At 59.2% G+C, this 26,212-nt stretch carries 21 protein-coding genes and 2 tRNA genes; 9 read left to right on the forward strand and 14 right to left on the reverse strand.

Annotated elements, in window-relative coordinates; all coding sequences use genetic code 11:
* Positions 1–2 precede the first annotated feature (2 nt).
* From VMF11_08415 to VMF11_08435, 5 genes are read right to left on the reverse strand one after another with little or no spacing between them, the layout of a single operon-like run.
* Positions 3–1,955 (reverse strand): hypothetical protein, encoded by a 1,953-nt coding sequence (locus VMF11_08415; GenBank protein ID HTU70335.1) that lies wholly within the window; start codon positions 1,953–1,955, stop codon positions 3–5.
* Positions 1,956–1,991: 36 nt separating this feature from the next.
* Positions 1,992–4,931: an SMC family ATPase gene (locus VMF11_08420; protein HTU70336.1), complete on the reverse strand. Its 2,940-nt coding sequence runs from the start codon at positions 4,929–4,931 to the stop codon at positions 1,992–1,994.
* On the reverse strand, positions 4,928–6,157 hold the full coding sequence (gene sbcD, locus VMF11_08425) for an exonuclease subunit SbcD (GenBank protein HTU70337.1): 1,230 nt from the start codon (positions 6,155–6,157) through the stop codon (positions 4,928–4,930). Before sbcD ends, VMF11_08420 begins: the two co-directional genes overlap by 4 nt.
* Positions 6,157–7,932, reverse strand: coding sequence for an ATP-binding protein (locus VMF11_08430; protein HTU70338.1), 1,776 nt, complete (start codon positions 7,930–7,932; stop codon positions 6,157–6,159). Before VMF11_08430 ends, sbcD begins: the two co-directional genes overlap by 1 nt.
* A 1-nt stretch (position 7,933) precedes the next feature.
* On the reverse strand, positions 7,934–8,833 hold the full coding sequence (locus tag VMF11_08435) for a hypothetical protein (protein HTU70339.1): 900 nt from the start codon (positions 8,831–8,833) through the stop codon (positions 7,934–7,936).
* Positions 8,834–9,064: 231 nt separating this feature from the next.
* On the opposite strand from VMF11_08435, the gene VMF11_08440 reads away from it, so the two are divergent.
* Positions 9,065–10,006, forward strand: a complete 942-nt coding sequence (locus VMF11_08440) for a hypothetical protein (GenBank protein ID HTU70340.1) — start codon at positions 9,065–9,067, stop codon at positions 10,004–10,006.
* 44 nt (positions 10,007–10,050) lie between these two features.
* Here VMF11_08440 and VMF11_08445 read toward each other — a convergent pair whose 3' ends face one another.
* The 3 genes from VMF11_08445 to VMF11_08455 all read right to left on the reverse strand — a co-directional run bounded on the left by VMF11_08445 (position 10,051) and on the right by VMF11_08455 (position 14,990).
* Complete coding sequence (locus VMF11_08445) at positions 10,051–11,058, reverse strand: nucleotidyl transferase AbiEii/AbiGii toxin family protein (protein HTU70341.1); 1,008 nt, start codon at positions 11,056–11,058, stop codon at positions 10,051–10,053.
* A complete protein-coding gene (locus VMF11_08450) occupies positions 11,051–11,683 on the reverse strand; it encodes a DUF6088 family protein (GenBank protein HTU70342.1) in 633 nt (210 codons plus the stop codon). The genes VMF11_08445 and VMF11_08450 overlap by 8 nt, the downstream gene beginning before the upstream one ends.
* Before the next feature lie 142 nt (positions 11,684–11,825).
* Positions 11,826–14,990: an AAA family ATPase gene (locus VMF11_08455; GenBank protein ID HTU70343.1), complete on the reverse strand. Its 3,165-nt coding sequence runs from the start codon at positions 14,988–14,990 to the stop codon at positions 11,826–11,828.
* A 963-nt stretch (positions 14,991–15,953) separates the two neighbouring features.
* Between VMF11_08455 and VMF11_08460 the strand changes: the two genes are divergently transcribed.
* Genes VMF11_08460 through VMF11_08470 form a run of 3 tightly spaced genes read left to right on the forward strand, consistent with a single transcriptional unit; the run spans position 15,954 to position 19,293 of the window.
* Positions 15,954–16,730 carry a hypothetical protein gene (locus VMF11_08460; protein HTU70344.1) on the forward strand — a complete coding sequence of 259 codons (777 nt, stop codon included), beginning with the start codon at positions 15,954–15,956 and terminating at the stop codon, positions 16,728–16,730.
* A complete protein-coding gene (locus tag VMF11_08465) occupies positions 16,727–17,233 on the forward strand; it encodes a hypothetical protein (protein ID HTU70345.1) in 507 nt (168 codons plus the stop codon). The genes VMF11_08460 and VMF11_08465 overlap by 4 nt, the downstream gene beginning before the upstream one ends.
* Positions 17,230–19,293, forward strand: a complete 2,064-nt coding sequence (locus VMF11_08470; protein HTU70346.1) for a TraM recognition domain-containing protein — start codon at positions 17,230–17,232, stop codon at positions 19,291–19,293. The genes VMF11_08465 and VMF11_08470 overlap by 4 nt, the downstream gene beginning before the upstream one ends.
* Positions 19,294–19,306: 13 nt before the next feature.
* On the opposite strand, the gene VMF11_08475 is transcribed toward VMF11_08470, so the two are convergent.
* Both VMF11_08475 and VMF11_08480 read right to left on the reverse strand, forming a co-directional pair.
* Positions 19,307–19,867, reverse strand: coding sequence for a hypothetical protein (locus VMF11_08475; protein HTU70347.1), 561 nt, complete (start codon positions 19,865–19,867; stop codon positions 19,307–19,309).
* A 165-nt stretch (positions 19,868–20,032) separates the two neighbouring features.
* Entirely contained in the window at positions 20,033–20,446 is a 414-nt protein-coding gene (locus tag VMF11_08480) for a hypothetical protein (GenBank protein ID HTU70348.1), read from the reverse strand.
* Positions 20,447–20,628: 182 nt separating this feature from the next.
* Between VMF11_08480 and VMF11_08485 the strand changes: the two genes are divergently transcribed.
* The 3 genes from VMF11_08485 to VMF11_08495 all read left to right on the forward strand — a co-directional run bounded on the left by VMF11_08485 (position 20,629) and on the right by VMF11_08495 (position 23,526).
* Entirely contained in the window at positions 20,629–20,994 is a 366-nt protein-coding gene (locus VMF11_08485; protein ID HTU70349.1) for a helix-turn-helix transcriptional regulator, read from the forward strand.
* Positions 20,978–22,060 (forward strand): hypothetical protein, encoded by a 1,083-nt coding sequence (locus VMF11_08490; protein ID HTU70350.1) that lies wholly within the window; start codon positions 20,978–20,980, stop codon positions 22,058–22,060. Before VMF11_08485 ends, VMF11_08490 begins: the two co-directional genes overlap by 17 nt.
* 290 nt (positions 22,061–22,350) lie before the next feature.
* Positions 22,351–23,526, forward strand: coding sequence for a site-specific integrase (locus VMF11_08495; protein HTU70351.1), 1,176 nt, complete (start codon positions 22,351–22,353; stop codon positions 23,524–23,526).
* Positions 23,527–23,619: 93 nt separating this feature from the next.
* On the opposite strand, the gene VMF11_08500 is transcribed toward VMF11_08495, so the two are convergent.
* Positions 23,620–23,694 (reverse strand) — tRNA-Glu (locus tag VMF11_08500).
* A gap of 173 nt (positions 23,695–23,867) precedes the next feature.
* Here VMF11_08500 and VMF11_08505 point away from each other — a divergent pair.
* Together VMF11_08505 and VMF11_08510 are read left to right on the forward strand one after the other, a co-directional pair.
* The gene (locus VMF11_08505; protein HTU70352.1) at positions 23,868–24,374 is read left to right on the forward strand and encodes an invasion associated locus B family protein; all 507 of its coding nucleotides are present in this window, start codon (positions 23,868–23,870) and stop codon (positions 24,372–24,374) included.
* Positions 24,375–24,383: 9 nt separating this feature from the next.
* Positions 24,384–25,604 (forward strand): MFS transporter, encoded by a 1,221-nt coding sequence (locus tag VMF11_08510; protein HTU70353.1) that lies wholly within the window; start codon positions 24,384–24,386, stop codon positions 25,602–25,604.
* On the opposite strand, the gene VMF11_08515 is transcribed toward VMF11_08510, so the two are convergent.
* The 3 genes from VMF11_08515 to VMF11_08525 form a co-directional block, all read right to left on the reverse strand.
* Complete coding sequence (locus VMF11_08515) at positions 25,601–25,879, reverse strand: hypothetical protein (GenBank protein ID HTU70354.1); 279 nt, start codon at positions 25,877–25,879, stop codon at positions 25,601–25,603. The two genes, VMF11_08510 and VMF11_08515, sit on opposite strands and share 4 nt — an antisense overlap.
* Positions 25,876–26,040: a hypothetical protein gene (locus VMF11_08520; GenBank protein ID HTU70355.1), complete on the reverse strand. Its 165-nt coding sequence runs from the start codon at positions 26,038–26,040 to the stop codon at positions 25,876–25,878. Before VMF11_08520 ends, VMF11_08515 begins: the two co-directional genes overlap by 4 nt.
* A 30-nt stretch (positions 26,041–26,070) precedes the next feature.
* Positions 26,071–26,142, reverse strand: a tRNA-Ile gene (locus VMF11_08525).
* Between the last annotated feature and the right edge of the window lie 70 nt (positions 26,143–26,212).

Below are 26,212 nucleotides of genomic sequence, written 5' to 3' on the forward strand. Positions count from 1 at the left end.
GATCACCTCTCGCTCGATGCGCTTAAGCAGCGGCCTCGCCGCTTTGCAAGCGCCGCTACAACACTACCCGGCGTTCGCTGTTGGATTTCGCTCGATGTCGTGGACAAGCGGTCAATCCACCGAAGCGCCTCGTCATAGCGCTTCAATTTTACAAGATTGATCGTCAAGTCATTAGTCCAGTAGCCGATCTCCATTGTGCTGTCCCCTTGTGCGGCACGCTCGTACATCGCTTCGCACAGGGCACCGACTGCGGCTACAACTTCCGCAGGGTCCTTTTGCTTCGCCCACGTTACGTCGCGTGCACGTTTGTATACTTCAGACTCGTGGAATGCGCGGGAGTCCTGCCGGCGCTTCTGCTCGCTCTCTCGCTCCTGGGCAGTCTCCTCGGAGCCAGTGCGGGCGTACCGCTCGATGCGCTCAAGAGGACCAGTTGCAAATTTTGTAAATTGGGCATTGAGGAAAATTGGTCGCGGAAGTCGTGGTCCGCCGGTTATACAAGGCGAACCTACAGTTATAACAATCTCCATCTTCCCTGGAAGGCCATCCAACGAATTCAAGAGATAAATCCGCTTTTCTCTTTCCGATGGCGTGAGATTTGCCAAGAACTGGACGACGGTAATTGCCTCCTGGGAAAGCGTCGGCTGCGAGCCGCGCAGCCCCGGGGCATTTGAAAGGAAGCGAAGCTCGTCGAGCACAGCGTCGATATCGCGACCGCCGATAAACGGTTCCCGTAGCAGCGCATCCAGCCTTACGACGAAATACTTCGACACAAGCTCACATGCACGAGCATGAAACGCTTTAGCATATTCTCGCAGCTGTACCGGTGACAGCGTCTCGACGCGCGAAAAATATCCAGGCGCCGGCACAAGGCCATCTATCGGCTTATCGTCGGGAAGTGGATCATTTTGGAGGCGCATGAATTGGCGCGCTCGTACATATTCGGTGAATTCCAATTCACCTTGATTAACCTGACTTTCGGCAGCGTCGATTCGCTTAAGCAATGACTCGTATCGTATCTTATCAATGATTCCGAGCCGTAAGAGATTACTCGCTTGCCGATCGTGATTTGGAATAAAGCGAATGCGCTTCGGGTCTTTTACCGCGTCGCACGCGTTAATGTATACAGGTTCATAATTAAGTTGGCGCGCCGTCCCCCATTCGACCATTTTCTGCAGATCTGCTAGAACCGTCGTGGCGTCGTCCTTCCGCCCAGCCGCCGCCAACAATCGGCACAGTCGAGCCACTAGCTCTACGCCGTACGACTCTTCAATATCTTGCAGCGTCAGCAGCTTATAGACATCGTATGCGACGTCGCCCGCGAGATCGTCGATCAGCAACGAAAATTTCGCCAATAAGATCTCACTAAACAGGCTGTTCACCGAGTCAACGGCGACGAAAGACCTGCCATCCGCAACGGCCTCCTGCGCTCCAGATCGCCTTAGTATCGCAGTGAATAGTGCGTACGCATTGTTGACCTTTTGCATGGTAGCGTCGTCGCCGCCCACGTCCGGATGGTACCTCTTCGCGGCTGCTCGATAGGCGGCGCGAAGCGAGTCCCAAGTCAATGACGTCGAAAGGGCCAGTAACGCATAACCTTCGGCGTCCCGTGAACGTGCTTCGGAAGCAACATCGCTGGAGCGATTGGAAGCCCGACCGGCCCCGAAAGCTGCGGCTTCTTTGTCGATCTCGCGCTGAATCTGGCGCTGTGCTTCGCCATCAGAATGGTAGGACAATAGTGCTTCAATGCGCTGCAAGAATTCGTCGCGGAAATTACGGCGATCCCGAGCCGTCTTGAGCTCCGCATTGTATGCCGCGGCCTCTAGATATCTGTAGTAAGCCGAGAGCGCATTCATGCCGTCAACCAGGTTGGGAGCGTGCCCAATAGCCAGGTCGTTCACAACGGCTTCGTTTTGAGCGACCGCATTCCCCGGCACGGGATTACGTTCGCCGAGCATGCGATGTAGCCACTTCACTTGGCTTTCTCCTGAACGCTAAGTAAGGTGCGTGGCAAGGTGTGACACCAAACCCTCGACTGCAGATGCATCATCTTCGAGCGGTCCGACTTGTCGTTCGATCTTGCTTCCCTCGGCAGTTTCTTCCACCAATATGGTATCATCTACAAACTGCGTTACTTGACTCAAGTGCGAAATGACGAAGATCATGCGACCAGATCGAGAGCGCTTCCGCAATTCTAGCATCGCCTGCTCCAACGTAGCGGCGTCGAGTGAAGCGAACCCCTCATCAAGGAAGAGTGCTTCGATCTTTGCGCCAGCGTTCGAGGCAATCTCCACGACGGCAAGAGACAGGGCCAGACTCGCAAGGAACTTTTCCCCACCGGAGAGCGTGTGCGGCGATCGCGCGTCGTTTGTCTCACCATCGAAGATTTCGAATTCCTCTGTGAATCCATAGCGACCGTCCGTCATCTCGCGGAAAATCATTGTCGCCTCTTCGAGCAACCTTCTCTGTCGTTGCTGGGTCGCGAAAGCGGGAAATTCTCTCGCGCCCAGAGCGTCACGCAAACTACTGAGACCCATCCTGACTGGCTCAAGCTTCGCAATTTTCACGTCGATCGCAGAGGCATGAGATGCTTTCGCGGTCGCGTCCTCAACCGCGTGCTCCGCGTCTCTCTTTTCCACCAGTGCCTGCGATGCCATTGCTCTTGGCTCGCCTCCCGCCTTCGATACTATGGCCTCTCGTTCTACTAAAAGCGCCTCGCGGCGCGCGCCCAGTTCCCTTATAGCGCCGGCCAGTCGTGATCTTTCGCCGTTCGCTGCTCGATCAACGGACCGAGCCCAATTCGGACGCGCGTCCTCCCTTGCGGGCATCGTCGGCACGTTAAGCAAATGGCTTACGGCGCGCAACTGTTCGTATAATGCGGTACGCGGCACCAGCACTTCGTTTGTGATGCGCTGCTGCAAAGCGCTGGTCTCGTCTACCGCCGCCGCGATTGCTTCGACTGCATCTACAATGCGGGCATCTACAGTCTCCGCAGCTCGCGTAAGCTCGTCGACATCCCTTAGGCGGCCCTCAACCGACTTAGTATCGAGTATTGGCCGCAATGGTTGGGGTATAGAAGAGCAAACACTCTTACATCGCTCCAGGCGCGTCGCTATCGAAGCTGTGACTTGTCCCAGCGACTCGGAGTAATGCCGGTGATCCGTCTCTGCAGACGCACTCTCGACACGCGCGTTTGATAGGGCGTCGTTGCACTCCGCTACGGACTCGCGCAATCCAACGAGACGTTGCTGTTCATCAGCGGCGCTCCGCTTGCAAGTCTCTAGGAAAGCTTGAGGATCGTCATCAGGCAACAAGAGCAACGCTTGCAAACGCGCCGTAATGTCCTGCACCTCCTTTTCCGTGTCGACCAAATCCCGATCTAGTTGATGCAGCGCATCGCTCTCGGACCTAAGACGCTCCGCGAATGTGTTTTTTTGTGCCGCGGCATCAGTGAGGGCATTTTGCGCGTTTCGCTCTGTTTCTTGTGCCTCACTCAGCTCCGAAATCGCTGGCGCGCTGAATCCATCGGGAAGTGCACGATGACAGACAGGGCAATCGTCCCCGGGGTGCAGGTGACTTGCCACGTAGGCTGCCTGCTGCGTAACTTGAGCCTGCTCTCGTGCTTTAGTCGCCTCATCGTAGCTCTGTTGAGCGGCGATAAGCACATCCTCGGCCTTCTCTACCTGGGCGCGCGCTTCTTCGATGCGTTGCTTCTTCAAATTAGACCGCGTTAGCAACGTGTCGCGGCGTCCGAAGGTATTGCGTTGATCGGTCAAGGCCAACTCAAGGCCGTTGGCTCGCGCCTCGTGCCCCCGCAGAGTGTCGCTCGCGCGGGCGCGCGCGGCCTCAGCTTCGACGTAATTAGCTTCAGCATCTGCCAACGCAGATTTCGTATTGGTGACGCGTCTGAAAGCATCGGCACGTTTTAGTTTTGCCTCGCTCTCTCGGGTACGCTCGTCTTCGACTTCTCGCAGCTCGGTTGCGACAATTTCGAGAGAACGCTTCACGCCTCTTAGCGTTGTAGAATCGCGCCCTGCGTCGCGCAATCGCTGCGCCTCCACTTCAGCCTCTTTTTTCGACGCCTCGGCCCCGGCGCGTGCCTGTTCCTGCTGCGCTGCTAGAGGTGACAACTTTTTCTCGACTGCATCGAGATATTCGAGCTTACCGAGCACATCCTGCGTTGGCGCAATCGAGTCGAGACGTTGCTGATGTTGCGCCACAGTTTGATCGCACGTGGCCGTCTGCAGGTCAATCGCTTCCGCGGCATCGACTGCCGCTTTCGCGCGCTGCAATGCTTCTTCCGCAAGCTCAACCGCTCGCTTTGCTTCGGTGACAGCAGCACTAGGATCATCGCCATATAAAGCTCGCTGTTGCCGTAATCCAGAAAGTGCCATATCAGCGCGCGCATCGTGCGTACGGGCCAGTTCACCCACTTTTGCGAGATCGTCCAACCTGAACAGCTCGCTTAGTATCCGGTTCCTTTCGCGCTGGTCTTTTGTCAAGAGCTCCGCATGCTTGTCTTGCGGCAGCAACACGGTATGCAAAAATGCTGTATCGTCCAAGTGTAGCGCGTTGCGAACCGCCTTCTCCACGTCTGCCTCGCCGCTGACATCGATCCCCCGTTCTTCGCAAGACAGCCGATGCTGCGAAGCACCACGAGCCTTGGTTATCCGCAAAATCTCATACTTGACCCCATCAACCGAGAACGTAAACGACACAGTCATGGTCGACGCGCCGCGCGTTATTAGCTCCTTGACATTGCGGCCGCTCCATGTGGAGCGATTAAACAGGGCGTAGGTAATTGCCTCAAGGATCGACGTCTTTCCGGCACCCGTATCTCCTACAATAGCGACGATCTGCAACGCATCGAAGTCTATGTCGCGCCTCGCGCGAAAGCTCCGCAGATTCTCAATCTGGAGGCGAATTGGCTTCACCTCACGACCTCGTCAATCTCGGGAAAGGCGTTCTCGCTATCCCCTCCTTGTTGAACCTGGCCGAGCAGATGGTCAAAATACCTTAATACGCGTTTAGGATCGCCGATGCTACTCGCACTGTCGAGATAGGTTGCGAACATTTCGGGTAGCGTTGGCTCCCGCTCTACGCGCTCGCCAATCGTTATCATCTCGCCCTGGGCGCGGCGATATTGCCCGACGACGGTACAAACAGTGGTGTCCTGTAGGATCTCGCGAACTTGAGTCTCAAGCTCCGAAATCGGAGCGTCAAGCTCAACGTAAACCTTTGCGACGGCACCCGCATATGCTTCGCGGTTCGTCCTGATCGTCGGGAGATCGCCACGAATCTCGATGAGCCGTCGACCGATATCCAGGTATCGCTCTTCAATTTTGAGCGCATAACCCGGTTTGCCGGAGATCAAATATGCTAGTTTGCGATCTTCGCGCTCGCCAAAGTCGATCGGAATAGGCGAACCAGCATACCGCCCGTTGTCGAGGCCAACGATGTATTGCGGCTTATGGATGTGCCCGAACGCCACGTAGTCGGCAACAGGAATCCGCTCTGGTCGCGTGACGAAGTCGCGTTCTACATACAAGCGGTACTCGCTGCCGGAAACCTCCGCCCCGTCCAGCAACAGATGCGCAGCAAAAATGCGGATATCGCGCGTTGGGTCATATCCGCCATTCAGCCATTCCCCAACATAATATTCGAGCGATCCGACTTCATCCGCATACGTAACAGTCGCGCGCTCGGCGCCAGACGCCAAATAGTCCCTAATATAGCTCGCGCTCTTGATAAATGGTACCGCTCCGATTTTAACGATCTCGCCATCCGCGGTCGGGATCTGCACGATGCTGCCTTCGCGCTTCCGGAGCGACGTCGGATCGACGAAGAATATCTTCAATCGATCCTTGAGAATCGTCCCCATCAGCTCGAAGAGCTTTGCGCCGTCGTGATTGCCGCACAGGACAACGACCCCGCCGGGTACGACAGATGCCAGCTCTTCTAGGACACTCCATCCGTATCGCAGTACCTCTAGGCTCGGATACGGTGAATCGAAAAGGTCGCCCGTGTTTAGAATGAAGTCAACCTTCTCTTCGATCGCGATTCTCTTCAGCTGCGAGAATACGTGATCGTGGTCCGGTGTTCGGTCCAATTTGTGATGATTGACGCCTATGTGCCAATCAGAGGTGTGCAGCGCTCGCATCAGGCCAGCACTTTATCAACGGGATCGACGCCATCTCGCGTGGCCGTTGCGCCGATGGCGTCTTCCGTCACGTTGGTCGCGTACGGCGGGAACGGAAATACGATCGGGATGGGCGCCGGCACGACGGGTTGGTCGAGAACCATCGTTCCCGGAAGAAAGCGTGTTGCGCGCGCTCGCAACTCGGGCGATAGGAATTTGTACTCGTCTGCGTGGCTTGCGTCAAGCCGTCCCACGACTTTAATTGCCGCATTATCGACGATGGCCGCCTCAACGCGAGAAGCGTTCTGTTGGCAACCAATAAGAATCACCCCCAGGCTGCGGCCGCGAGCGGCGATATCTACCAGGATCTCTTTGATCGGACTGCGGCCTTCGCGCGGGGCGTACTTATTCAGCTCGTCAAGAACTACGAACCGAAGCGGCTGGCGTCCGCGGGCCTGCTTTTCCTGCCAGATCTGATCGAGCACCGCGCCGACGACGAATCGCTGCGCGTCATCGTGGAGCGCGTGAATATCGACAACGTTGACGTTATTGCCCAGCGTCAGGGGCGCGGCGTGCACGGTTACTAGATGCCCGAGGCGTTTGCTCATGGCAACGAGCCGTCTCAGAAACGCCTCATTGGTTCCCTGCGCGGTACGCGGAACCCATAACGGATCTTCGGTCTCAATCTTTTGAATTAATACGTCAACGAGATCGGCGAAGTCCTTAACCTCGGGGTCACCTGCGGCTTCCTCTGGATGCGAGGACGATAGCTGCATCGCCGCGCGTTCAAAATCGCGCCCTGCGTGGGCTGGAGTGGTTCGTATTATTACGGCTCCTGGCGTATGCGCTGATGGGACGGAGTGGCGAACCAGCGTCGATCGCATGTGATCCACAACAAACGAAATCTGATTTTGTTCACGCGCATCGCTGAACGCAAATTGCAAAAGTCCACGTTTCACAAATTCGAGCGGCGTCCAGCCGTAAACTGTGTATTCGTCGTCGCGTCTGTGCGCGACGCTCGCAGCAACGATGTCAACGCCGCCCCGCGCAGGCGGCACGAAAATGCCAACGTTTTGAAACGGCGCTGGCTGATTCACGCCCAGTGCCTGCCACATCGCGGCTGCGTTAGCGTCGTCGGCGAACTTACTGTTCGGTCGATCGATATGCAGCAAGTCCTCACCCTTCACGTTGAAGACGACGGCCTTTGTATCGGCAACGTATCGCCCGAGAAGCGCTCGGCCTTCAGCGGTCTCTAGGAGCATGTACAGCACAAAGAGCGCGTACGATGTCTTTGTGGCTACACCGGAGATACCGCTAACGGAAATGTGTGCGCCCTTCTCGCCGTTGAGAAAGGTCCAGTCGATGGAGACCGGTTCATTTGCGTGGTCAAGGCCGAGTCGCAATTGGTTACCTTCCATGCGATCCTGAAAGAGCGCAATGGCGCGATGTGCATCACGTGCCAATTCCACTTTGGCGCCGGGCTGCGGTGGCATCCAGAGCTCGGGATCTGTGCGCAGGATCTGAACGGTGACCGTGTTGATGCGCTGCCCAGGCATCGTTTGCGTAGCATAGATACGTTTAGTATCACTGGCCATACGCGCGCCCTCAATCATGCCCGTGCCTTCAACAACAATGCCATAGTGGGCTAGCGTGCCGCGGTCGCCGGGAAGGTCTTGTCTGGAGACAACGAGGTCGTCGAGTTGCACGAGCGTGTCATCATTCAAGACGACCTCAAACCGCTGGGTCGTCGATTCTACCGATCCGTCCACATAACCGATGGTCTCCGGAAGATCCATATTAAACCTCTATTGCTTGAGTGAGAGCAGCAACTGCATCTCGAACGGCGCGCTCCGCAAGGGCGACGTCGCCAAGAAGATGTCTTAGGCGCATTTCAAGTGCGCCAATTGGTTGCAGATTTTGAGGCGCACGTGGATCCACATGCGCAGCGCCGGCAAAGGCGGGAAGTGTAGCCGTAAAACGATCCGCCATTACCCTCACTTCATCCAAAGGGAGTGAGCCGGAAAACTCAAGGCGCACGATGCCGGACATCGGCGCATGAAATTTTGGGCGTGACGCGAGACGCAGGTAGCACGCATAGCGGTTCGCATCGGTGCGAAAAATGGTCGTACGATGTCCAGCAGGCAACTCCGGGAGACGCCGCGCCTCAGTCTCTGGCAAAAGGCGCACGTGGTGCGTTTTTACGTAGCCCGCAATGTTGCGCTTGTCATAGCTGGACGCAAACCAGAGCGTCCCATCCATGACAACCAGATGGCCTTCTGCAGCCAGATTATCGGCAAGCCGCGCTTCCGCCCGACGCATCAGTTCCTGGAGGCGCCGTATCGGTGCGGCTGGGTTAGGGTCGGGAGTGGAATCTTCGCGCCAAGACCATCCGCTGGAACCTGTCGGGAGGCTACCGCACAACCCGCCGGACCATATTACAAGCCGATCGACGATCTCGCGGAAAAAGACCGGGGATTCCCCAGGTAGAGCAACGACTGCGCCAACAGCATAAGCGCCTGCGATGCCAGGAACGACGTGCTCCTCGTGCCATTGGGAGAGTGCGGCCTCCTGGCGACGGACGCCATCCACAAATGCGAGCGCTGACCGTTCCATATCACGGGGCCCGATGAAATCGAAGCCTTCTTCGTCGATTAGATGCGCGGTGCCGTTGACCGAATCGCTCTCGTCAATCTGCATCGGAGAGCCATAATCAGCAGACCAAGACTCCACAAAAATTCGAGGTCGCTCTTCCATTGCGTCTGTACGCCGCTCCCTTTGTAAATTGGAACCTGGTGGCATATTAGCCCACGCGGATGCCAGGGGCCTGGCATAGATAATCCCAAAGAAACCGCCCTCGGAGCTTTTCAACCGCGATAAAGTAGATTACCGCCCCGGGCCATAGGCTCAAAGCACCACTCGAACCGCCCGATGATGGAGACCAACGTGACCGACCCGACCGATGAAACCAAAGATGGCATTCCCAATCCCTTTTTCGACCGCGGTACGACAGTGGATTCGCAGCCGGGCATCGATACGAGGGAGGCGATTAACGCCATCGGGGAATCATTAGCGACCTTCCTAAAATCAGGCCCGAAGAGCCCCGACCATCGTGAAGACACTTACGTCGATCTCTTAGAATCGGCTCGTGCGATGGCACCGAGCAGCGCGGCTGCAACGGCGAGCTATGAGCGCGCCTGCAAAGACTTTCTCGACGAAGTAATTCGGGTCAAGGGTATGCCGTTCAGAGCAATATCTGGCAGTGACGAGCGGCAAGCGCAGAGCGTGAGTCCAAGCGGGAGCCACGTAGGAGAAACTTTTGATGCGCTCCTTCCATCTATCATCGAGCGGTTCGAGTGGTGCGTTGAGAACTATCGTTCTCAGGCGAGCAGTTTTCTAGAGGATCAGATCGCGCGATTGCAGGCCATGTTGAAAGAGTTTCTCGACCAAGTTCCAGATGGCGGAACAAGAGACAAGACCATTAAGAGCAAAATTGCAGAGATCAAGAGAGAGCTTCGCTTTTTAGTAAAATGGAACCGACTGTTTTACACGTACAAAGCGAGAAGCTTTCCCGCCGAGGTCGAATATCTCTTTGTACTCGCAAGTCACGACCCACTTGCCGCAATCTGGGAATACAGCGACCTGGACGCGCAGGGTGAATACCAGATGACTTACAACCACCAGCAACGCGCCGGCCGCGTGTATGCCGTACGTGGCAGTTGGGCTATCGCGAAGGGTCTTATGAAAGTTGGTCAAGCTGGCTACCTGGATGAGATCAGCAGACCGGGCCAAGAGATTGGATGCATGTGTTCGCTTCGGTGGGTTACGTCGCTCGCAAGCGTGCCGCCTGAGATGCAGGCTAGGAGGAGGTAAGTACGCGCGAATGACTGCTCGCTCAGCGCGACCTTCCTCGTCCCCTACTTATTAATTTCCGCCTCGAAGCTCCGCAGCTGCTCGACAACCCAGTCGAACGACGGCGGATCATGGAGAAACATCTGCTCCATGCCATTGTAGTCGCCTGCAAGATCGCGAAGCTTCTTTGCGTTAGGAACCACAACCAACGAACCTGGTTTGGCGAGGTCGTAGTGCGCCCAAGCAGAGTAGTAGTAAACTTCCTTGAACGCGCGTACGTCTTCGAGCATTGCCAGGTCATAAGACGCGTTTTTTCCAGTTCGCGTCTGCAGCATCGTAGCAACATCGGAATAATGGCGCGCGAAGAATGGCTTTGTTCCGTCGCGAAAACTCTCTGCATGCAAGGCTGTCACCTTCTCCCAGAAGGTCCGGTCCGGGGCAAGCACATTACAGGCAACGATCGGGTTTTGCAACGCAAACGGTATGTCAGCCAGATATGGTTCGATCGATCTCGTCTCAGAGGGAGCGGATTTCGCTCGCCAACCTAACTCGATCTTGACGAATCTGCGAACATACGGGTGTTCTTCATGTTCCGGGTTACTTCGTGGATATGCGAACAGCAAAGCATGAGGATCTGTCGGATCGAGACCGATACTCCAGTCATCTGAAGAATCGAGTCGAAACGCAAATTGCTTACGCAGTTCGTTGAGAAGGAGCCCCTTGATGTACGATCCGCAGGCAACGTCGAGTTCGGCCATGCGCTTCTTACGTTGCGGCCTGCTGATTCCCGCCTCTTCTGGGGTCGCGATCCCCTGAGCAATGAAGAACCCGGGATCGGTAACAACGTCAATGTCTTCCGAAAAACGATCGATCAGCCCGTACGCCTTCGACAGTGACGTGCCTCCTTTGAAGGTCATCGTTGGATGCCCATGAGGCAGATCGAAAATCGACTTCAAGACCCAGCAGACCCAGAAATCCTTTTCGACCATCGTGAATTCGATCTGCCGTCGCCGCGCCAACTCTTCAAAAGCCTCGCGTCGATCGCGCGAGGGTAATCGCGCGAAGCTATCCATCAGCGCCCTCCGATTTGGCGAGGATGCTGTCGATAACGGGCAGCATCCACGCCGGCGCACGCTTTGAACGTTGCAACAGCTTCTTGCCGAGCTTATGCTCGCGCACGAACGCACGGAGTTTAGCGATCTCGATATCTGTAATATTCGCCTTTCCGATGGTACTAAGCGCATCGATCACGAGTTCGGACGGGTCGTCGTCGCGTGCAAGGGAACGCGGCCCGGAAGTGCGCAGTCGAATGCGCTGGCCGCCAATCTTCAACTCGCGCGAGAAGAGATTCGTGCGATAAATCGGTCGAGCCACAACCTGGGTCGTCAGGCCGAGTTTATTTGCGGCTTCCAGCTCCGGGCGCTCAATGGTAGCTCCCGTCTTGCGCTCATGGGCAGCGATAATTGCCTCAGGGGTCGGACTAAGGACGCCGATCCGCGGGCTGACCCGTGGGACATCATAGTAGCCCTTGGATAGGCGCCGGACGTCCCCGGTGGTCGCGAGCCGGCGTAGTGTCTGGCGAACCGCATCCTCAGAGCCGAGCCGAGCATGGACCAGCTCCGCCGGGGTGAAAACGGTCCCAGGTTCGAGTCTCTTGAGGTATTGGCGGACGGCGTCCGCTGCGGTCTTGGCGGCCATATTGTCACATTTTACTATATAAAAACGTGACATGGCAAGTCCCACTCTTGACCACCCTGATATCGTAATAGGGTATCCCCCCTCAATCCTAGGAGCGAGGGCGCGAGCCGCCGCAAGGCGGCTTTGCTATTTAGAGCGATCGCTATCGCCCTCGATCGATCCCCGTGCCTTGCGACATCTCCTCCGCTTGCGAGAACACGCCGGTCATGGTTCGCTCACGCCGATCCCGGTGAACCGCCTGCTCTTGCTGCCGGTCGACCGACGGCCGGACCCGCTCCCGGCGCTCTTCGCGCTCTTGGAGCCACTCGCCGAATGGCTGCGGACGAAGCTCGCGGTAGGCGGCAATCATCGCGGTCCTCATTGCGCGCAGCGCATCCCGGCCGGCGTCCAACCGATCTTCCATCGATAGCCCGGACTCCTCGATCTCGCTCTTGCGCTCCCGATAGGCTTCGCGAGCCTGCTCGACGCGTTCCAACTGCAAGGCCCGAAGCGGCTCGACGACGTCTGCCTCATAGACGCGACGAAGCGGCAGTGCTTCGCGTTGCGTTTCGATGTTCTGTACACGAATCGTCTGCCTGCCGCCGGTTCGCTCTAGCAGTTCGTCGTATGTTCTCGTCGTCGTCTTCAGAGATATCCGCTCGGCGACGTGCTCCGCTAATTCGTGGACGTCCCGGAATGCCGAGCGGGGGATGATCATATCCAGCTCTCGTCGCGATCGGCTTGCCGCAACAAACAGCAACTCAGCCGATGCACTTCGATCGATCAACGAAACGCAGGCATCGACGCTGGCTCCCTGCGCTTTGTGAACGGTGCAGGCGTTCGCGTAATCAAACGCCTGATAGGCCTTCGGCGAGAACGTCATCGTCTGCTCGTTCTTGCCGTCGAGTTGCACGGTAATTCGGTTGGGCTTTGCCTCAAGTACAGTCCCGCGATCTCCGTTACGAACACCGAGACCGTTACGACCGAGGCTGTTCTCCAAGAACATCAACCGATCGCCGGGCGCGAACTCCCGAAGACCACCATCGGCCGTATATCGTCGCCCCTTCCCATCGCGCCCGTCGCGCCGCCGATCCTCTTCCGAGAGATGGCGAACGCTGTCCTTATCGGAAGCGAGCGTCAACGTATCGAGACCAGCTCCGCGACGCATCTGGGAACACTCGATAACCGCGTCGATCGCAGCGTCACGATCATCGGTCCACGTGATGGCGCCATGATCTTCTAAGAGCCGAAGTGCAGCACCGACCTTAACGAGACGCGCGTTTCCGTCGCGCTCGGCAATCGCATCAGCCAATTGCACCACCGCTTCACGGTGCCATCCGCGCTCCTGTCGTTGGATATCGCGAAGCTCGCAGTACGTCCCAACGTCGCGCGCCGCATCTCTGACGATTCGGAAGGACGCACCGAAGTCGATCGGTTGCAGTTGGCGCACATCGCCAATCTCCACCACAACGCATCCGCGCGTGCGCGCCAACTCCAAAATCTTTCCGTTCGCGCGCGAATCCACCATCGCGGCCTCGTCGACGACCACGATACCGTTGTGCGGGATTACCGGATTGTGGCCTTCCTCAAGTATTCGAGCTCGTGCCGTATTGACGCACCGAAAGCCGGCCTCAGCTTCGAGACGCTCCGCGGCTGCCTGCGATAGCGTGAGTCCAACCACCTCGCGGCCCAATTGCTCTCCGAGCACGCGAACCGCGCCCTGAATCGTGGTCTTGCCGACTCCCGGCAAACCTTCGATGGCGACGAGCGAAGCGCGCGAGATTTGCTGCAATGAGGCACGTTGCTCATCGGACAACCGGAAGGCGTGTCCGCGACGCGAGGCTTCTTGCTGCTCGTAGCAGCGAATCGCGTTGTCGACCGCAGACGGCGTGATACCCGATGCCGTCGCCGCCAGGAGACGAGCATCCGCATTCAAGGCCTCCTCGATCGCCACGATTTCCGTCGTCGTCATCAGCGGCTGCACCGGATCGGCAGACAGGACCCGAACCTCATCCGCGCGGACGATTAGGTCCCCTAAACGTTCGATCTCATCGGGATCAGATAATCGGGCCGAGAGCCATTGATCGATGTCCTCGCGCGTGAAGGTGCTGCTTTGAGCAGTAATCGCAGTGAGGACAAGCGCCGGCTTGCGCTCGACCCGCTCGACGACGGATCGCTCCGATTGCTCGGCATCTTGAAATCCCGGAAGATCCCGCAGCCGTTCTCGCAGCGATGATGGCAACTCAGCGACGACTCCCGAGACCTTCTTGCGATCGCGCTCAATGGTTTCTTCCGCCACGTGCTTCGCCCGCAACTCCGCAAGCCGTTCGTCGACCTCGCCGCTATCTAACCCCTCAGCGAGCAGCGCCGCGCGCACATCGCGTCGTTCTTGTTCATGCGCTGTGCGCATCGCGCCAACGCCGACATCCCTTGCAACTACGGCGCCATCTTGCCCCGCCGAAAGCTCGCATCCATAGCGTGCTGCAACGGCATGCAGCGTTGCCCAGGAATCAGTAACGCCGCGCTGTCGATCGAGGTCAAGCGCCGTCAATAGACGAGGTCCCAACGTCGCATCGACGTAACGACTGAATGCTCCGTCGCGCTCGCGGTACCCCTCGAACGAACGGCGTTCCTGACGAACGAGGCGCTCCTCGCGTCGTTCCGCTCGCCACGCAGCAAGTTCGAATTTATCGGCCCAGCGTACATGAGCGGTAGAAAGCCCGGAGTCCTGAACGACGGCTAGGCCGCGATCGTGGTCGAGGCCGTTGGCGAGTTCGACTTCGCGTTCGGCCCACGCCATCTTCCGGTGAAGGCCCGTGCGATCGTAAGCGAGCCCCGTTCCCGGGTCGACAGCACCAGCAGCGCAGTGGACGTGCAGATTGTCGGTATCGCGGTGAACGACAGCTACGCTCCGATAATGGTTCAACTCAAGCTTTTCGAGAATCTGTCCAACATATGTGTGCGCCTGTTCATCGGTCAGCAAGCCGCTCTCGCGTTCGTTCCACGACCAAACGAAGTGCATCGCGCTCGATCGGATGCCGGGGTTCCGCGCTCCGTCCGCGTCGATTTCCAGGCTCGCGGTCGAGAACGAGGCGCAGTTCCGCACGAGTATGGACGATGGCCGCGTTCCGCCGCCGACTTCCGGGCGCCACACGGCGTCTACCCCAAGGTCCGGGCGCTGCTCCGATTCAGCGTACACGCCGTCGAGCGCGTCGGCGATCTCTTGGCGCGTCGCGCCCTTCTCGCTTATCGCGTACCCGACGAGGTATTCGATCAAGCCTGACGCTGCGCCGCCTTTCGCGGGAGCCGCACAAAGCTTGCCAACCATCAGCCGCTCCAGCCGCCAGCGCGTCGCCGGTCGGCCGATCGGACCTCGTCGGCATGCGGGGCAGCTAGCGGACGCATAGCCTCCGCGGCAATGCGCCTTGCGCATTCAAGCTCCGTAGCTGCGGCCTGATGATCGCCTGCCGCGGCAGCGTGCTGTGCACGCGAGATTCGATATGAAAGCTGCGCGAGCGGCTGCACTACCTCGGCCGACGTCGTCGCGAACGCGCGACTCGGTTGAGCGAGGGCGACGCTGACATATTCCGCCATCGAAACGCCAGCTAGCGCCGCGCGTTCGCGTAGTGCGTCGCGCACGCGCGGCTCTACATCGAGCGATAGTACGACGCGCCCGCCGTGTCGTTGCGTTTTTGATTCTCGTCTGCCCTTGGGCACCATCCTGCATCCTTATTTGACGTCGTTGTGAATGCGCTCCGCACGTCTTGTTGCGTGCCGGTTACTGCGATGGCGTGGATTATCGCACAGCATGAAGCAAAGATGGGTCCGATGAGCGTGTGCTCGGTGAGAGTAATCCAGCGAGTACACATAATGCGGGACTCAATCCGTCCTGCAAATCCGCTAAACTGTCGCCACTACGCACCTTCTGACTGAGGTACACGGTGACAGCATCTGAACTCGAAGCGATTCTAAAACGGCTCCAGGAAGCCGCTCCGTCATCGCGCGTTAGCGCGAAGCGACAGCTCCTCGTAAATGCGCGCGAACTTATCCTAACGCTGCACCAGCGTGGGTATTCGTGGCGTTCCCTTGCCCGAGAACTATCGACAGCGATGGGCGAGAGTATCAGCGCCGATCTCCTGCGCGCGGCCTGCATGAAACGGTCGCCGCGTCGACGCTCGCGTCGTGTGAGTGGCGCACCGGTAACGGAGCATCCGATGCAGCAGCAGACATCGGCAAAGCCCGCTCTGTCCGCGACCACGAACGCGAGCTTCGGCGCAAAAGGGTTGAAGCTATGAGCGCACGACGAGTGGTAGCGACCGTTGCCCCAAAGGGTGGCGTCGGCAAAACGTTCATCTCGAAGCTTCTCCACGATCTTCTTCCGACCCACGGACGCCGCGTGGCTTCGTGGGACCTCGACGCAGCTACCGGAACGTTCGCGGTCTACCACGACGCGATTAAGACGTTCGATCTCAACGCAAACAGCAGCGTACAGTCATGGCTCGACGACTGCTACGAAGCCGATTTCGACGATGTTCTCATCGACGTTCCCGGCGGCCGCATCGACGATCTGTTGAGCACGTTCGGCAACAACGGAACGGAAGCACTCGTGGCGGCGGTCAAAGCGTCGGGTCGAGAGCTCGTCGTCGTCAACCCTATCGGCGCAATGGTGGCCGAAACCCTGACGGCACAGGTAGTCCTCAACACATTTTCCGGCACCGCCGCGCGCATCGTCATCGTCAAGAACGGCCGCTTTGGAAATGCCGATGACTTCGTGATCTACGACGGCATCAACGAGAACGGCATGCGCCGATATGGCGCAACGAGCGATCTCGCCGCGAGTGCCGGCGCCGAGACGGTGTTCCTCCCCTCCATGCCGCCCAGGCTCTTGGCCCAGGCGGACGCCGAACGGCTTCGCCTCATTCAGGCTGCCGGCGCGGACGGTGTCGGACGCATGGGGCGCCTCGGTGCCGCACGCGTGCAGATGTACCTCTCGTCAGTCGCCGAGGCATTTCGCGATTCGTCCCTCGATCTCGACGGCAAACTCCCCGAGCACATGGTGCCGCGGTGAGCGGCACTGCACGCGATCTGTACCTGTCGTCCCTCGGCGCCGACGCCGAGCTGAATGCGCGGCGCCTGGCCGAGCGTTCCCGCATCCCCGATGACGATCCGATGTGGCTGCTCCTCTATGAAATGCAACAGTCGGTACGCGAGTTCACGCGCGGTACAAACACCGTTCTCGCCAACGAGGCATTTGCCGATCGTCTCTCGTCGGCGGTCGGCTCGAGTATCGCTAAAGATCAGCGCGTCATTGGAGCCTTAGCGGATGGCATCACCGGCGTCCATGATGCATCGGTGCGCGCCATCCGTTCACTCGAATCCGAGCAGCGCAATACCGCGCGCAAACGCGCCTTCGCGCCAGTTTCATCACTCGTCTTCTCCTTCGCACTCGCGCTCGTCGTTGCGTTTGGAGCGATTTGGACGAGCTATAACGCCGGTTCCGGATACGGGTTCGACTTGGGCTACCGCTCCGGCTACCACGACGGAATCATCTATGAAAGGAATCGCAAATGACCGCCTACCACCTCCGCGAATCGCACGATCGCCTCACCGCGCTCTGCCTTGCCCTTATCGATCCCATCCTTACGGTCTTCGCCGGCCTCTGGCTCCTAACGAAGCTGCGCCCGATTATCGAGTCATGGATGCGGCAGCAGCCTTTCCATTACGTAGCTTGGGCCGTAACTCTGTGGGTCGGCTACGCGCTGATCGCCTCCAGCGTCATGGCGATCGTCATCCCGATATCCCGGGGCTTCGGCGTCGATCGAGAGTTCTTCAAAGCGTCGAAACCGCGCTACCTTGCGTTCTGGGCGGGCATCGCGCTCGTCATTGCATCGCATGTCCCCGTAGCGATGCAATGGGTTACGATCCAGGATCGGTTCCCCGACTACGACGGGACGATCGTACTCCTAGTCCTGGCCGCTTTCGCGATATGCTTCGGCCTACATGATCTCGGCGTCGCGGCCTGGGGCGCGATGGGTGCTGCAGCGACGAACACGAGTGTCGCGATGAGAAACCGTAGACGCTGGAGCTCCCTTACGGGTCAGCTTGCGCTTTGCGGCGGAGTCGCGCAAGGCGTGTTTCGCGAGCGCAACCTCGCGACCGGTGCTCCGGAAAAGGGCGCGATCCTCCTGTACGGCGAGCGCAGCGCGAATCGCGGAACGCTCGTCGTAGGTGCGCCCGGATCATCGAAAACCCGCTCTAAGGTTTACCCGGATTTCTACTGGGGACTCCGCACATCGAAACGCGCCGGCGCGATCGTCTTCATCACCAAGAAACGCGCGACCGACGACTTCCTCGCCATCGCGCGAACCTTCCGGCGTCCGGATCAGATTCATGTCGTGGGCATCGGCCCGGGTCGCGCGACGACGGACGTCACGGCGGGCATGAGCCATGAATCGATCGGCGATGCGATCAGAGATGGTCTCGGCGAGTCCCACTCGGAGTTCTGGAGGCAGGGACCGTCCGCATTCGTCGAGGGGTTCGTAGAACTGATTCAAGCACTTCGCCCGGCGACCATCAATGTTCCAGGCGCTACCGACGACGACGGAAAGCTCGAACCCGGGGGCGATGCTTACACCTTCGACTTTGGCGACACGTTGCCGACGCTGCTCGACCTCATCACGCTTGACGGGCGCCTCCTCGACGCCGTCTTCGCGTACGCGCATGAGCGCGCCGCGCAGCTCGAAGTCACCGATCGTGACGAAGCGACCAAACTCCGCACGCTGCTCCGTGAGGTGAAAGGTCGCGTGGTTCCGCTCTTGAAGCGCGATCCGAAGCTCGCCGAGGAACTTCGCCAATCGGCCCTCCCGCAGCTTCAGCCCTTTGCCCGCGGCGAGGTCCGCCGGGCGTTCTGCGATCGCAACGGTATCGACCTCGCGCTCGTGGAGAAAGGGCATATCGTCCTTGTGGAAATCGACGAGGCCGAGCATCCGCGGGCCGTCAACACGGTCGTCCGCATGCTCTTTCGGCGCGTCGTGCAGATGGCGCGCGAACGCACGGCAAGCAATCGCGTCGGCAGCCTCGACCCGGTTCTCTTGATCTGCGATGAGTACGCAAACTACGCAGCTGGCGGCCACGTTCAAGCATGGAATACGATCCGCGAAAGCAACTTCATCGCGACGGTTGGTCTGACGAGCCTTAGCGCGCTTTCCAAACAGATCGGCGATCAACGTGCTGCTGATGCGATCGTCGCTAACTTCTCGAATAAGTTCTTCTTCGATACGGACGACAAGGCAACGCGAGAGCTCGCCAACGAGATTGTCGGCAAAACGACGGTCATCCGCCGCGGCACGAGCGAAGGCAAGACGAAGACGAGTGGAACCTCCGCGACCGGAGCGCTGAACGGCGGTTCGCATAGCTCGCGCGGAACCTCGCAAAGCGAGAGCACGAGCGAACAGCGTGAGGATGCCCTCGATGGTTCCATCTGGCGGACGCTGCGAGCGCAACGCGAGTCGGCGACTGCTATCGCCTTCATTCGCACGGACGAGGGTATGATGACCGATGTGGTTACGCTCGGATCCCTCGACCCGAGCGAGAGCATCGTGACGGCGATACCGGAGCACTACGGTCTGTAGAAAGCTGCGCGACCTACGTCGCGCAGCGGAGCAACGTGTCGACGATGCCGTACATCGCCGGGTCAGCACCCTTCAAGCGAGCCTTCGTGGCCACCGGCCACTGCGATGAGGAATCGTTCACCTCGACATACGCGCGAACGGACTCGGCGAAGTATTCGTCGATGCCCGTCGCGGCATATGGGGTAACGAACTTGCGCGCACCGAGGAAGGCGCTGCGAATCTCCGGCATGACTCCGGAGAGGTAGACACCGCCGCCCAGCGCGCAGTCGATCGCATGACCGAATTCGTGCGCGATCGTCATGGGCGAGCGGCCACGGAGGTACACCGTCCGCTCTTCTACGACGAACAGCCCTGCCGGAGGTGCCAGCCACGCATCAACGTCGATGCCGAGACGTCGCAAAGCTGGGGAAGCATCTGCATAGCGCTCATGCGGCTTTAGCGCTCGGACGGTGGAACCGACGTCGGCTACGCGGCGAACGATCGGTTCGGGGAATGCGCTTAGCACCGAAACGATTTGCGCTTGCACCTTCGCGGTGCTCGAAGGGATGAGTGCGCTGTAGAGGTTGCTGTCCATCGTAACTCCTTGGCCTGCGGCCGACTCGTGATGAGCCGGGACAAGCCTGGTGGAGCGACGACGGCAAGGGGTTCACAGCGTAAGCGGCCCTTGCGTCGGAAGAGCGACGCCGGGCTAGGATCGAGCGATTATGAGCGCGCGGGCTTAAAGAGTTACGATGGCGAGCTACTCTTGAACGCTTTCGTCGATGGGAACGAGGCGATGACGAGCAGCACGAATCGCCGCCAATGCGCGACCGTACGGTACTCGGTGAGCTCGGAACTCGGCTATCAATTCCGCACTGCGCGATTCGCGGCGCTCGGCCGTTTCGAGGAGGGCTTCTAGCTCGCCGGAGCGGCCCTCAGTTTCATTTTTGGCAATCAACGCGTCCGCAAGTTCGCGGACCGCTCGTATCGGCAACTCAACTACCCTTCCAAGTTCAACATCCGCAAACCACCGATACATCGTCGACGGGTTAAGATCGGGTGTGATCGCGACGAGCGCGTAAACTGAACGAACCCCGATCCGAGCCATCACATCGTGAATAAGGCGAAAAGCCTCCTCCGATTCGGCTCGGGAGAGCCTGGGCTGATACCCCAAACGCTTACCTTGCTTCCCCATACTTAGGCCGAACGGCGTTAGGCCTAGCTGACTGTAAACTCAAACGGCCAAGCAAACGCATAATTTATGTTGATTAACCATACATCATGTGCTATGCTGCTGGCAAGGGGGCGCCCGGCGTCGCTGAAATACCCGTTCCGGAGGACGGCACGGAAACAGCTATGAGCGCAACACTACTTGGCATGATGATTCGACAGCAGCGCCAGCACCACGGCTGGTCGCAGGATGAACTCGCGAAGAAAATCGGCGGCACCGTCGATCAAGCTGTCGTTTCGCGCTTGGAAAACGGCCTCATCGCTGATCCGGGGTCCAAGCTGGTCTTTCACCTCGCCAAAGCGCTAGGCGTGACGACCGACGATCTCCTCGCCCTGTTATGTCAGGGCGACGCGGAAAGCGACGCCGCTGTGGCTCCCACCGAATCTACGGACGGCGAGATTGCCGATGTCCGCCGCCAATTCTTCCAGCTTTCAGCTCGCCTCAAGGTATTGGAAGAGAAAGAGAAAGTCACAAGTGGGAGATCACGATAACCTCGCGCACATGATCGACAAAGCGTTTCGCGCCGGGATCACCGGACAACGCTTTATTGACATTATGGAACTCGAAAGCATGGGCGTCATCACCGATACGAACGGCCCCTGCGAACGGTATATGACCGGCATCAAGCGCATGGACGGTCTGAAGGACACCAAATCAGCCTACTCGGTTGGGCGCGCGCTCCTCATCACCGGTACGTGCCTAGATGGCCTGTGGTATGGCATCCGCTCCGATACCTCGCCCGCGAAGAAGTTCTTCGAAGATCTGCAACGCGAGGTACACAAGCACAACACCACCGAGCCCGATCAGGCATGGACGGGGAAACACACGGTCGAGTATTTCGGCAACTATCCCGTCCTATCGGACGGCGAGTCGCTCAAGGACGCCGACCCGAAACGCTGGAACGACCTGCAAGCCAGCATGATCCGTCAACTCGACGGACCCTCCGGCAACGTGTGCGCATTCAGCCACCCGACGCTCGCAGCCGTCTTCGACGATATCGTCCCCATTACACCGTCGTACCACCTCACGGCAGAGCAATATTTCGAACTCGAAGGGGCCATGTGGGATCGCATCGACACGCGATGGATACCCAATGACCAAGCCTTCGTCATCTACGTGGACGGAAACGCCTGGTTCTCGACGATCGACGACAACCGCTACCAATACCGGACCGATTTACTCTTCGCCGGATTCGCAAACCACGGTGCGCTCGTTGTGGAACGCGTCTCGGCGACTGGCCCGGGGCTCAACGGTGTCGACATTCGCGCGTGGGGCGTCGACTTCGATCGGCGCACAGGTGCCCTGCAGTGGCGCAGCAGCATGAACGCAACGGTCAAGGGAAAGCGTGAAATGTTCACGCCGAGTGATCGCGAGAAGGCACGCATGTTCCGCGTCGCACTCGGCTTTACGTTCCTTCTCCAACATCCCAACGTCACCACCACGCCGACGAAGGTTCCGTTGTCGCTGAGTAAGCACTTCCGCCTTTCGATGCCCGAAGGACTCACCATCGACGACGCGATCTCCTCGGTGATCGCCGCCAAGTGGAAAGTGTCCTAGGCGTCGTTCGCTTCAGCAACTCAGGCAAAACCGCACCATCATTGCAACCATGCGCCCGAATAGAGGAATACAACTCGACGAATTGCCCGAGGTTTTGACCGCCGCCGAGGTGGTCGCATACCTACGCGGTATTTTCGGGCGCAACGCCGTCTACGATTTGCTGAACAGCCAGCGCATTCGCAATCGCCGAGTCGGCCAAAAATTCCTCATCCCCAGGTGCGCCTTGCGGGACTTCATCGAGTGCCGCGACGAAGACGCCGGGGCCGGGGCCCCACGGTAAGGAAACAATCGTGGGATACCTCAAACAACTTGGCGAGAAAAAATGGCGAATAGTCTATGACGCGACGCCGTCCGACGGACGACGGCGACGTCAAAAAACCGAAACGCTCTTTCCAGTCACCAAGGCGCAGGCGAAGCTGATCCTCGCGAAGCGCGAAGAGGCCGTTGCGATCGGCAAGTTCGTTGCCGACGACGTCACGGTATCAACGCTTTTCGAAAGGTTCATCCGAGCCAAGACGGTCGCGCAGCGCGCTCCAAAGACGATCGAACGCTACGGAACGCTCTACGCAGCTTACATCGATCCAAGGTTCGGCGAGATGACGTTGAGCAAGCTGAAGCAGCATCACCTGACGGACGCATACGCGTCCTGGCTCTCGAAGGGCAAGAGCGGTCGCGCGTTGAGCGCGCGAACTGTTCGTCATGTCCACGATCTGATTCGAACGATGCTCAACTATGCTCTTCGCAAGGGGCTCATCCATCACAACGTCGCGACGCTCGTCGCGGAGGATCTTCCGAAAGTAAAGAAGCCCGAGCCGGTGGCGCTCACCGAGGAGCAGCTGAAGCAACTGCTTGCATCCTCATGGGAGCCGACGGATTGGGCGCGCAAGCACGGAGTCGTGAGCGCGCAGTCATGGTTTGCACCGGCGGTGTGGTTCGCCGCCTATACCGGTGCTCGTCGCGGCGAGACGCTTGCGCTTCGGTGGCGTGATCTCGACCTCGAAGCGAAAACGGCAACCATCCGTCACTCGCTTACGGAGACGAAAGCCGGCGGTGTGCAATTCAAAGAACCGAAGAACGGTAAGCACCGCACGATCGTCCTCCCCACATCACTCGTCGAGGTGCTGCGCAAGCACCGCGGCGAGCAGCAGAAAGATCGCGAGGTTTTCAAGGGCGCATACAAAGACGACGATCTCGTCTTCGCCGCGCCCGACGGATCGCCGGTCCTACCCTGGAGCTTCACCGCGTCGTTCCGCTATCTAGTGGATCGGGCGAAGGTTCCGTACATTCGCCTCCACGATCTCCGCGACACGCATGCGAGTCTACTCGGCAAGCACGGTGTGCCGCTGGAGGTCATATCGAAGCGACTCGGCCATGCAACAATCGGTATCACCGCCGAGCGCTATCTGCACGTCTATAAAGAACGAGACGCCGAGGCGGCGGCTGTGTTCGAACAGCTCGCCAGCTAAGGCGTCTCGTTAGATTCTGTTAGACGATTGTTAGACGGAGGGTCCAACAATCGTCTAAATCAGCGGAATCCCTTGAAAAATCGAGGGTCCAAGTGGTAGCGCCAACGGGAATCGAACCCGTCTTTCCGCCTTGAAAGGGCGATGTCCTAACCGATAGACGATGGCGCCGTGATTTCCGTCCTTCGAGGCTCGCTTCGCTCGCACCTCAGGATGACGTGCTGGCACCTCAGGATGACACGCTCGGGCCAGACGATGGCGCCGTGCCATCGAGGTACACTACCGGACCGGGCAAGGCCTGTCAACGCCAGAGGGCGCCCCCTCCCGAGCGCGAAGGCGGTCGCATGAGAAGCCTTATCGCCGCCCTCATGATCGTGTGCTTCGCCGCGCCCGCCTACGCGGCAACGACGCCTTCCACGTCGTCGGCGCGGGTAACCATCACCGGGTGGCGATTGGAGTGCGATCCGGGTAAGGCCGCCCTCGCGTGCCGGGTCCTCGATTCGATCGTCTCGGCCTCCAACGGCGCGCTGGTCATCAGCCTCAATTTCTCCGCCGCGGCCGACGGCAAGACCGTGCTCACCATGAACGTCCCGCTCGGTGCCGCGGTGCGAACGCCGGTCGGTGTGAGCGTGAACGGAGGACCCTCGCAGAATTTCCCATTTTTGACGTGCTCGCCGCAGGGCTGCTATGCAACCGGCACGGTCAGTGCCGACCTGCTCGCAGCGATGCGCGCCGGCAAAGGTGACCTGCGCGTGACCTATGGGATGCTCGATGCGAATCTGGCCGAGCATGGCATCACCGCAACGCTCTCACTCACGGGGTTTTCACAAGTCGACGACCGCCTCAAATAGGAGGTTTCCATGTCCGCTGCACTGACAACGACTGCGCCGCAGCGACGCGCGATGCTCGCGTCGGGGCTAGGCTGGGGTCTGGACGGGTTCGATTTCTACCTCTACGTGTACGCGCTGCCGGCAATCCTGACGGCGTTCTCGCTCAGTAAGGCCGCGGGCGGGCTCTTAGCGACGTACACGCTGGTCGCGAGCGCGATCGGCGGGATCGCGATGGGAACGATCGCCGATCGTATCGGACGGCGCAACGCGCTGATCATCTCGATCGCGTGCTACACCATCTTCACGTTCCTCAGCGGCACCGCGCAGAACTACGGCACGCTCGCGCTCTATCGTACGCTGGAAGGCTTGGGCTTCGGCGGAGAATGGGCCGTCGGTTCGGTGTTGATCGCCGAATGGGCGAACGCGCCGCAGCGCGGCCGCGCGCTCGGATTCGTACAAGGATCGTGGGCGATCGGGTGGCTGCTGGCCAACTTCGCCTTCCAGATCATCGCGGCGACGATTGGACTCGAGGCGGGGTGGCGGTACCTGTTCTTCCTCGGCATCATCCCGGCGCTTTCGATCCTCTACATTCGTCGCGGCGTGACCGACGCGCCGGTCTATACGTCCACGCGCAAGGCGCCGGGCTGGTCGTTGGCCGGAATCTTCACACCGCGGGTCGCGCGCACGACGTTCTTCGCCTCGTTGCTGGCGATCGGCGTGCAGAGCGGATACTACGCGCTCTTCGCCTGGATGCCGACCTATCTCACCACCCAGCGGCACATCTCCGCCGTCACCAGCGGATCGCTTCTCTATCTCTTGATCGCCGGCTCGTACGTCGGCTACATCACCGCGGGCTACATCAACGACGCGATCGGACGCAAGCGCACGTTCATCATCTTCTCGCTCTGTTCGGCGGCGATGGTGCCGCTCTATCTCTATGCCGTCGTCGCCGATTGGCAGTTGATCATCGCCGGTCCGATCCTCGGCTACTTCGCCTCGGGAATTTTCAGCGGTTTCGGACCGTACCTCAGCGAGCTCTTCCCGAGCGACGTGCGCGGCGCGGCTCAAGGATTTTGCTACAATCTCGGGCGCGGAGTGGCGGGATTCGGGCCGTTCTTGATCGGGTGGCTCGCGAAGGTCGCGCCGATCGGCAACGCAATGACGATCGTTGCCATCATCGCCTATCTGATCGCCGTCTTTGCCGTACTCTTCTTACCGGAAACGCGCGGAAAAGAATTGACCGCGGTTTAGTCGTAGCTGTCGCGAACGGTTTCGAGCAGCGTGTTCCCGTACTCAACGAAATTTCCGTCGCCGTCGAGCACTTCGACTTCGAAGCCGGGATAGACGCTCTTGAACCGTTCCTGCTTCCAGCGCGCGACGGTCCAGTTATCGCGCGCGGCCTTCTCCCAATTCCACGGCGGCATGCCCTCGCGATCCGAGCGGACGTTGCGGCCGTCCGGATAAGACACGCGCACTTGAAAGCCCTCGACCCGAGCGATCTTCATCTCGAGCGTGCCGATCTTCATCGAACTTTTTCGAGCGCCTCAACCGCGTAGCGCCGGCGATGCGGTCCGCCTTCCGACGCCTCGAGGAATTCGACTTCGACTTGCGAGTCGGGATGCACGGCGGTTACCACCGCCTCTTCGTCCTGATCTTTCACGATCACGTGATCGCCGACATGAATCATTTCGTAACTCCATCGCGACGTAGCGACACGTGGGCCTGGTAGGATTCGAACCTACGCGCAACCAGTTATGAGCCGGCCGCTCTACCGCTGAGCTACAGGCCCCTGCGGAGACGTGTATCAAAAGCAATCGACGAGGCACCGACGCGCGAGGTTCCATAAGCCCACCGGATCC

Source organism: Candidatus Baltobacteraceae bacterium (genome assembly GCA_035502855.1).
In the GTDB taxonomy this organism is placed as follows: Bacteria; Vulcanimicrobiota; Vulcanimicrobiia; order Vulcanimicrobiales; family Vulcanimicrobiaceae; genus Aquilonibacter.

Excerpts from the sequence above, each read along its gene's own strand:
- VMF11_08510 (HTU70353.1), top strand. The coding sequence starts at position 24,384 with ATGTCCGCTGCACTGACAACGACTGCGCCGCAGCGACGCGCGATGCTC.
- VMF11_08515 (HTU70354.1), bottom strand. The coding sequence starts at position 25,879 with ATGAAGATCGGCACGCTCGAGATGAAGATCGCTCGGGTCGAGGGCTTT.
- sbcD (HTU70337.1), bottom strand. The coding sequence starts at position 6,157 with ATGCGAGCGCTGCACACCTCTGATTGGCACATAGGCGTCAATCATCAC.
- VMF11_08520 (HTU70355.1), bottom strand. The coding sequence starts at position 26,040 with ATGATTCATGTCGGCGATCACGTGATCGTGAAAGATCAGGACGAAGAG.
- VMF11_08460 (HTU70344.1), top strand. The coding sequence starts at position 15,954 with ATGAGCGCACGACGAGTGGTAGCGACCGTTGCCCCAAAGGGTGGCGTC.
- VMF11_08415 (HTU70335.1), bottom strand. The coding sequence starts at position 1,955 with ATGCTCGGCGAACGTAATCCCGTGCCGGGGAATGCGGTCGCTCAAAAC.
- VMF11_08485 (HTU70349.1), top strand. The coding sequence starts at position 20,629 with ATGAGCGCAACACTACTTGGCATGATGATTCGACAGCAGCGCCAGCAC.
- VMF11_08470 (HTU70346.1), top strand. The coding sequence starts at position 17,230 with ATGACCGCCTACCACCTCCGCGAATCGCACGATCGCCTCACCGCGCTC.
- VMF11_08440 (HTU70340.1), top strand. The coding sequence starts at position 9,065 with ATGATGGAGACCAACGTGACCGACCCGACCGATGAAACCAAAGATGGC.
- VMF11_08475 (HTU70347.1), bottom strand. The coding sequence starts at position 19,867 with ATGGACAGCAACCTCTACAGCGCACTCATCCCTTCGAGCACCGCGAAG.
- VMF11_08435 (HTU70339.1), bottom strand. The coding sequence starts at position 8,833 with ATGCAGATTGACGAGAGCGATTCGGTCAACGGCACCGCGCATCTAATC.
- VMF11_08455 (HTU70343.1), bottom strand. The coding sequence starts at position 14,990 with ATGGTTGGCAAGCTTTGTGCGGCTCCCGCGAAAGGCGGCGCAGCGTCA.
- VMF11_08430 (HTU70338.1), bottom strand. The coding sequence starts at position 7,932 with ATGGATCTTCCGGAGACCATCGGTTATGTGGACGGATCGGTAGAATCG.
- VMF11_08450 (HTU70342.1), bottom strand. The coding sequence starts at position 11,683 with ATGGCCGCCAAGACCGCAGCGGACGCCGTCCGCCAATACCTCAAGAGA.
- VMF11_08445 (HTU70341.1), bottom strand. The coding sequence starts at position 11,058 with ATGGATAGCTTCGCGCGATTACCCTCGCGCGATCGACGCGAGGCTTTT.
- VMF11_08505 (HTU70352.1), top strand. The coding sequence starts at position 23,868 with ATGAGAAGCCTTATCGCCGCCCTCATGATCGTGTGCTTCGCCGCGCCC.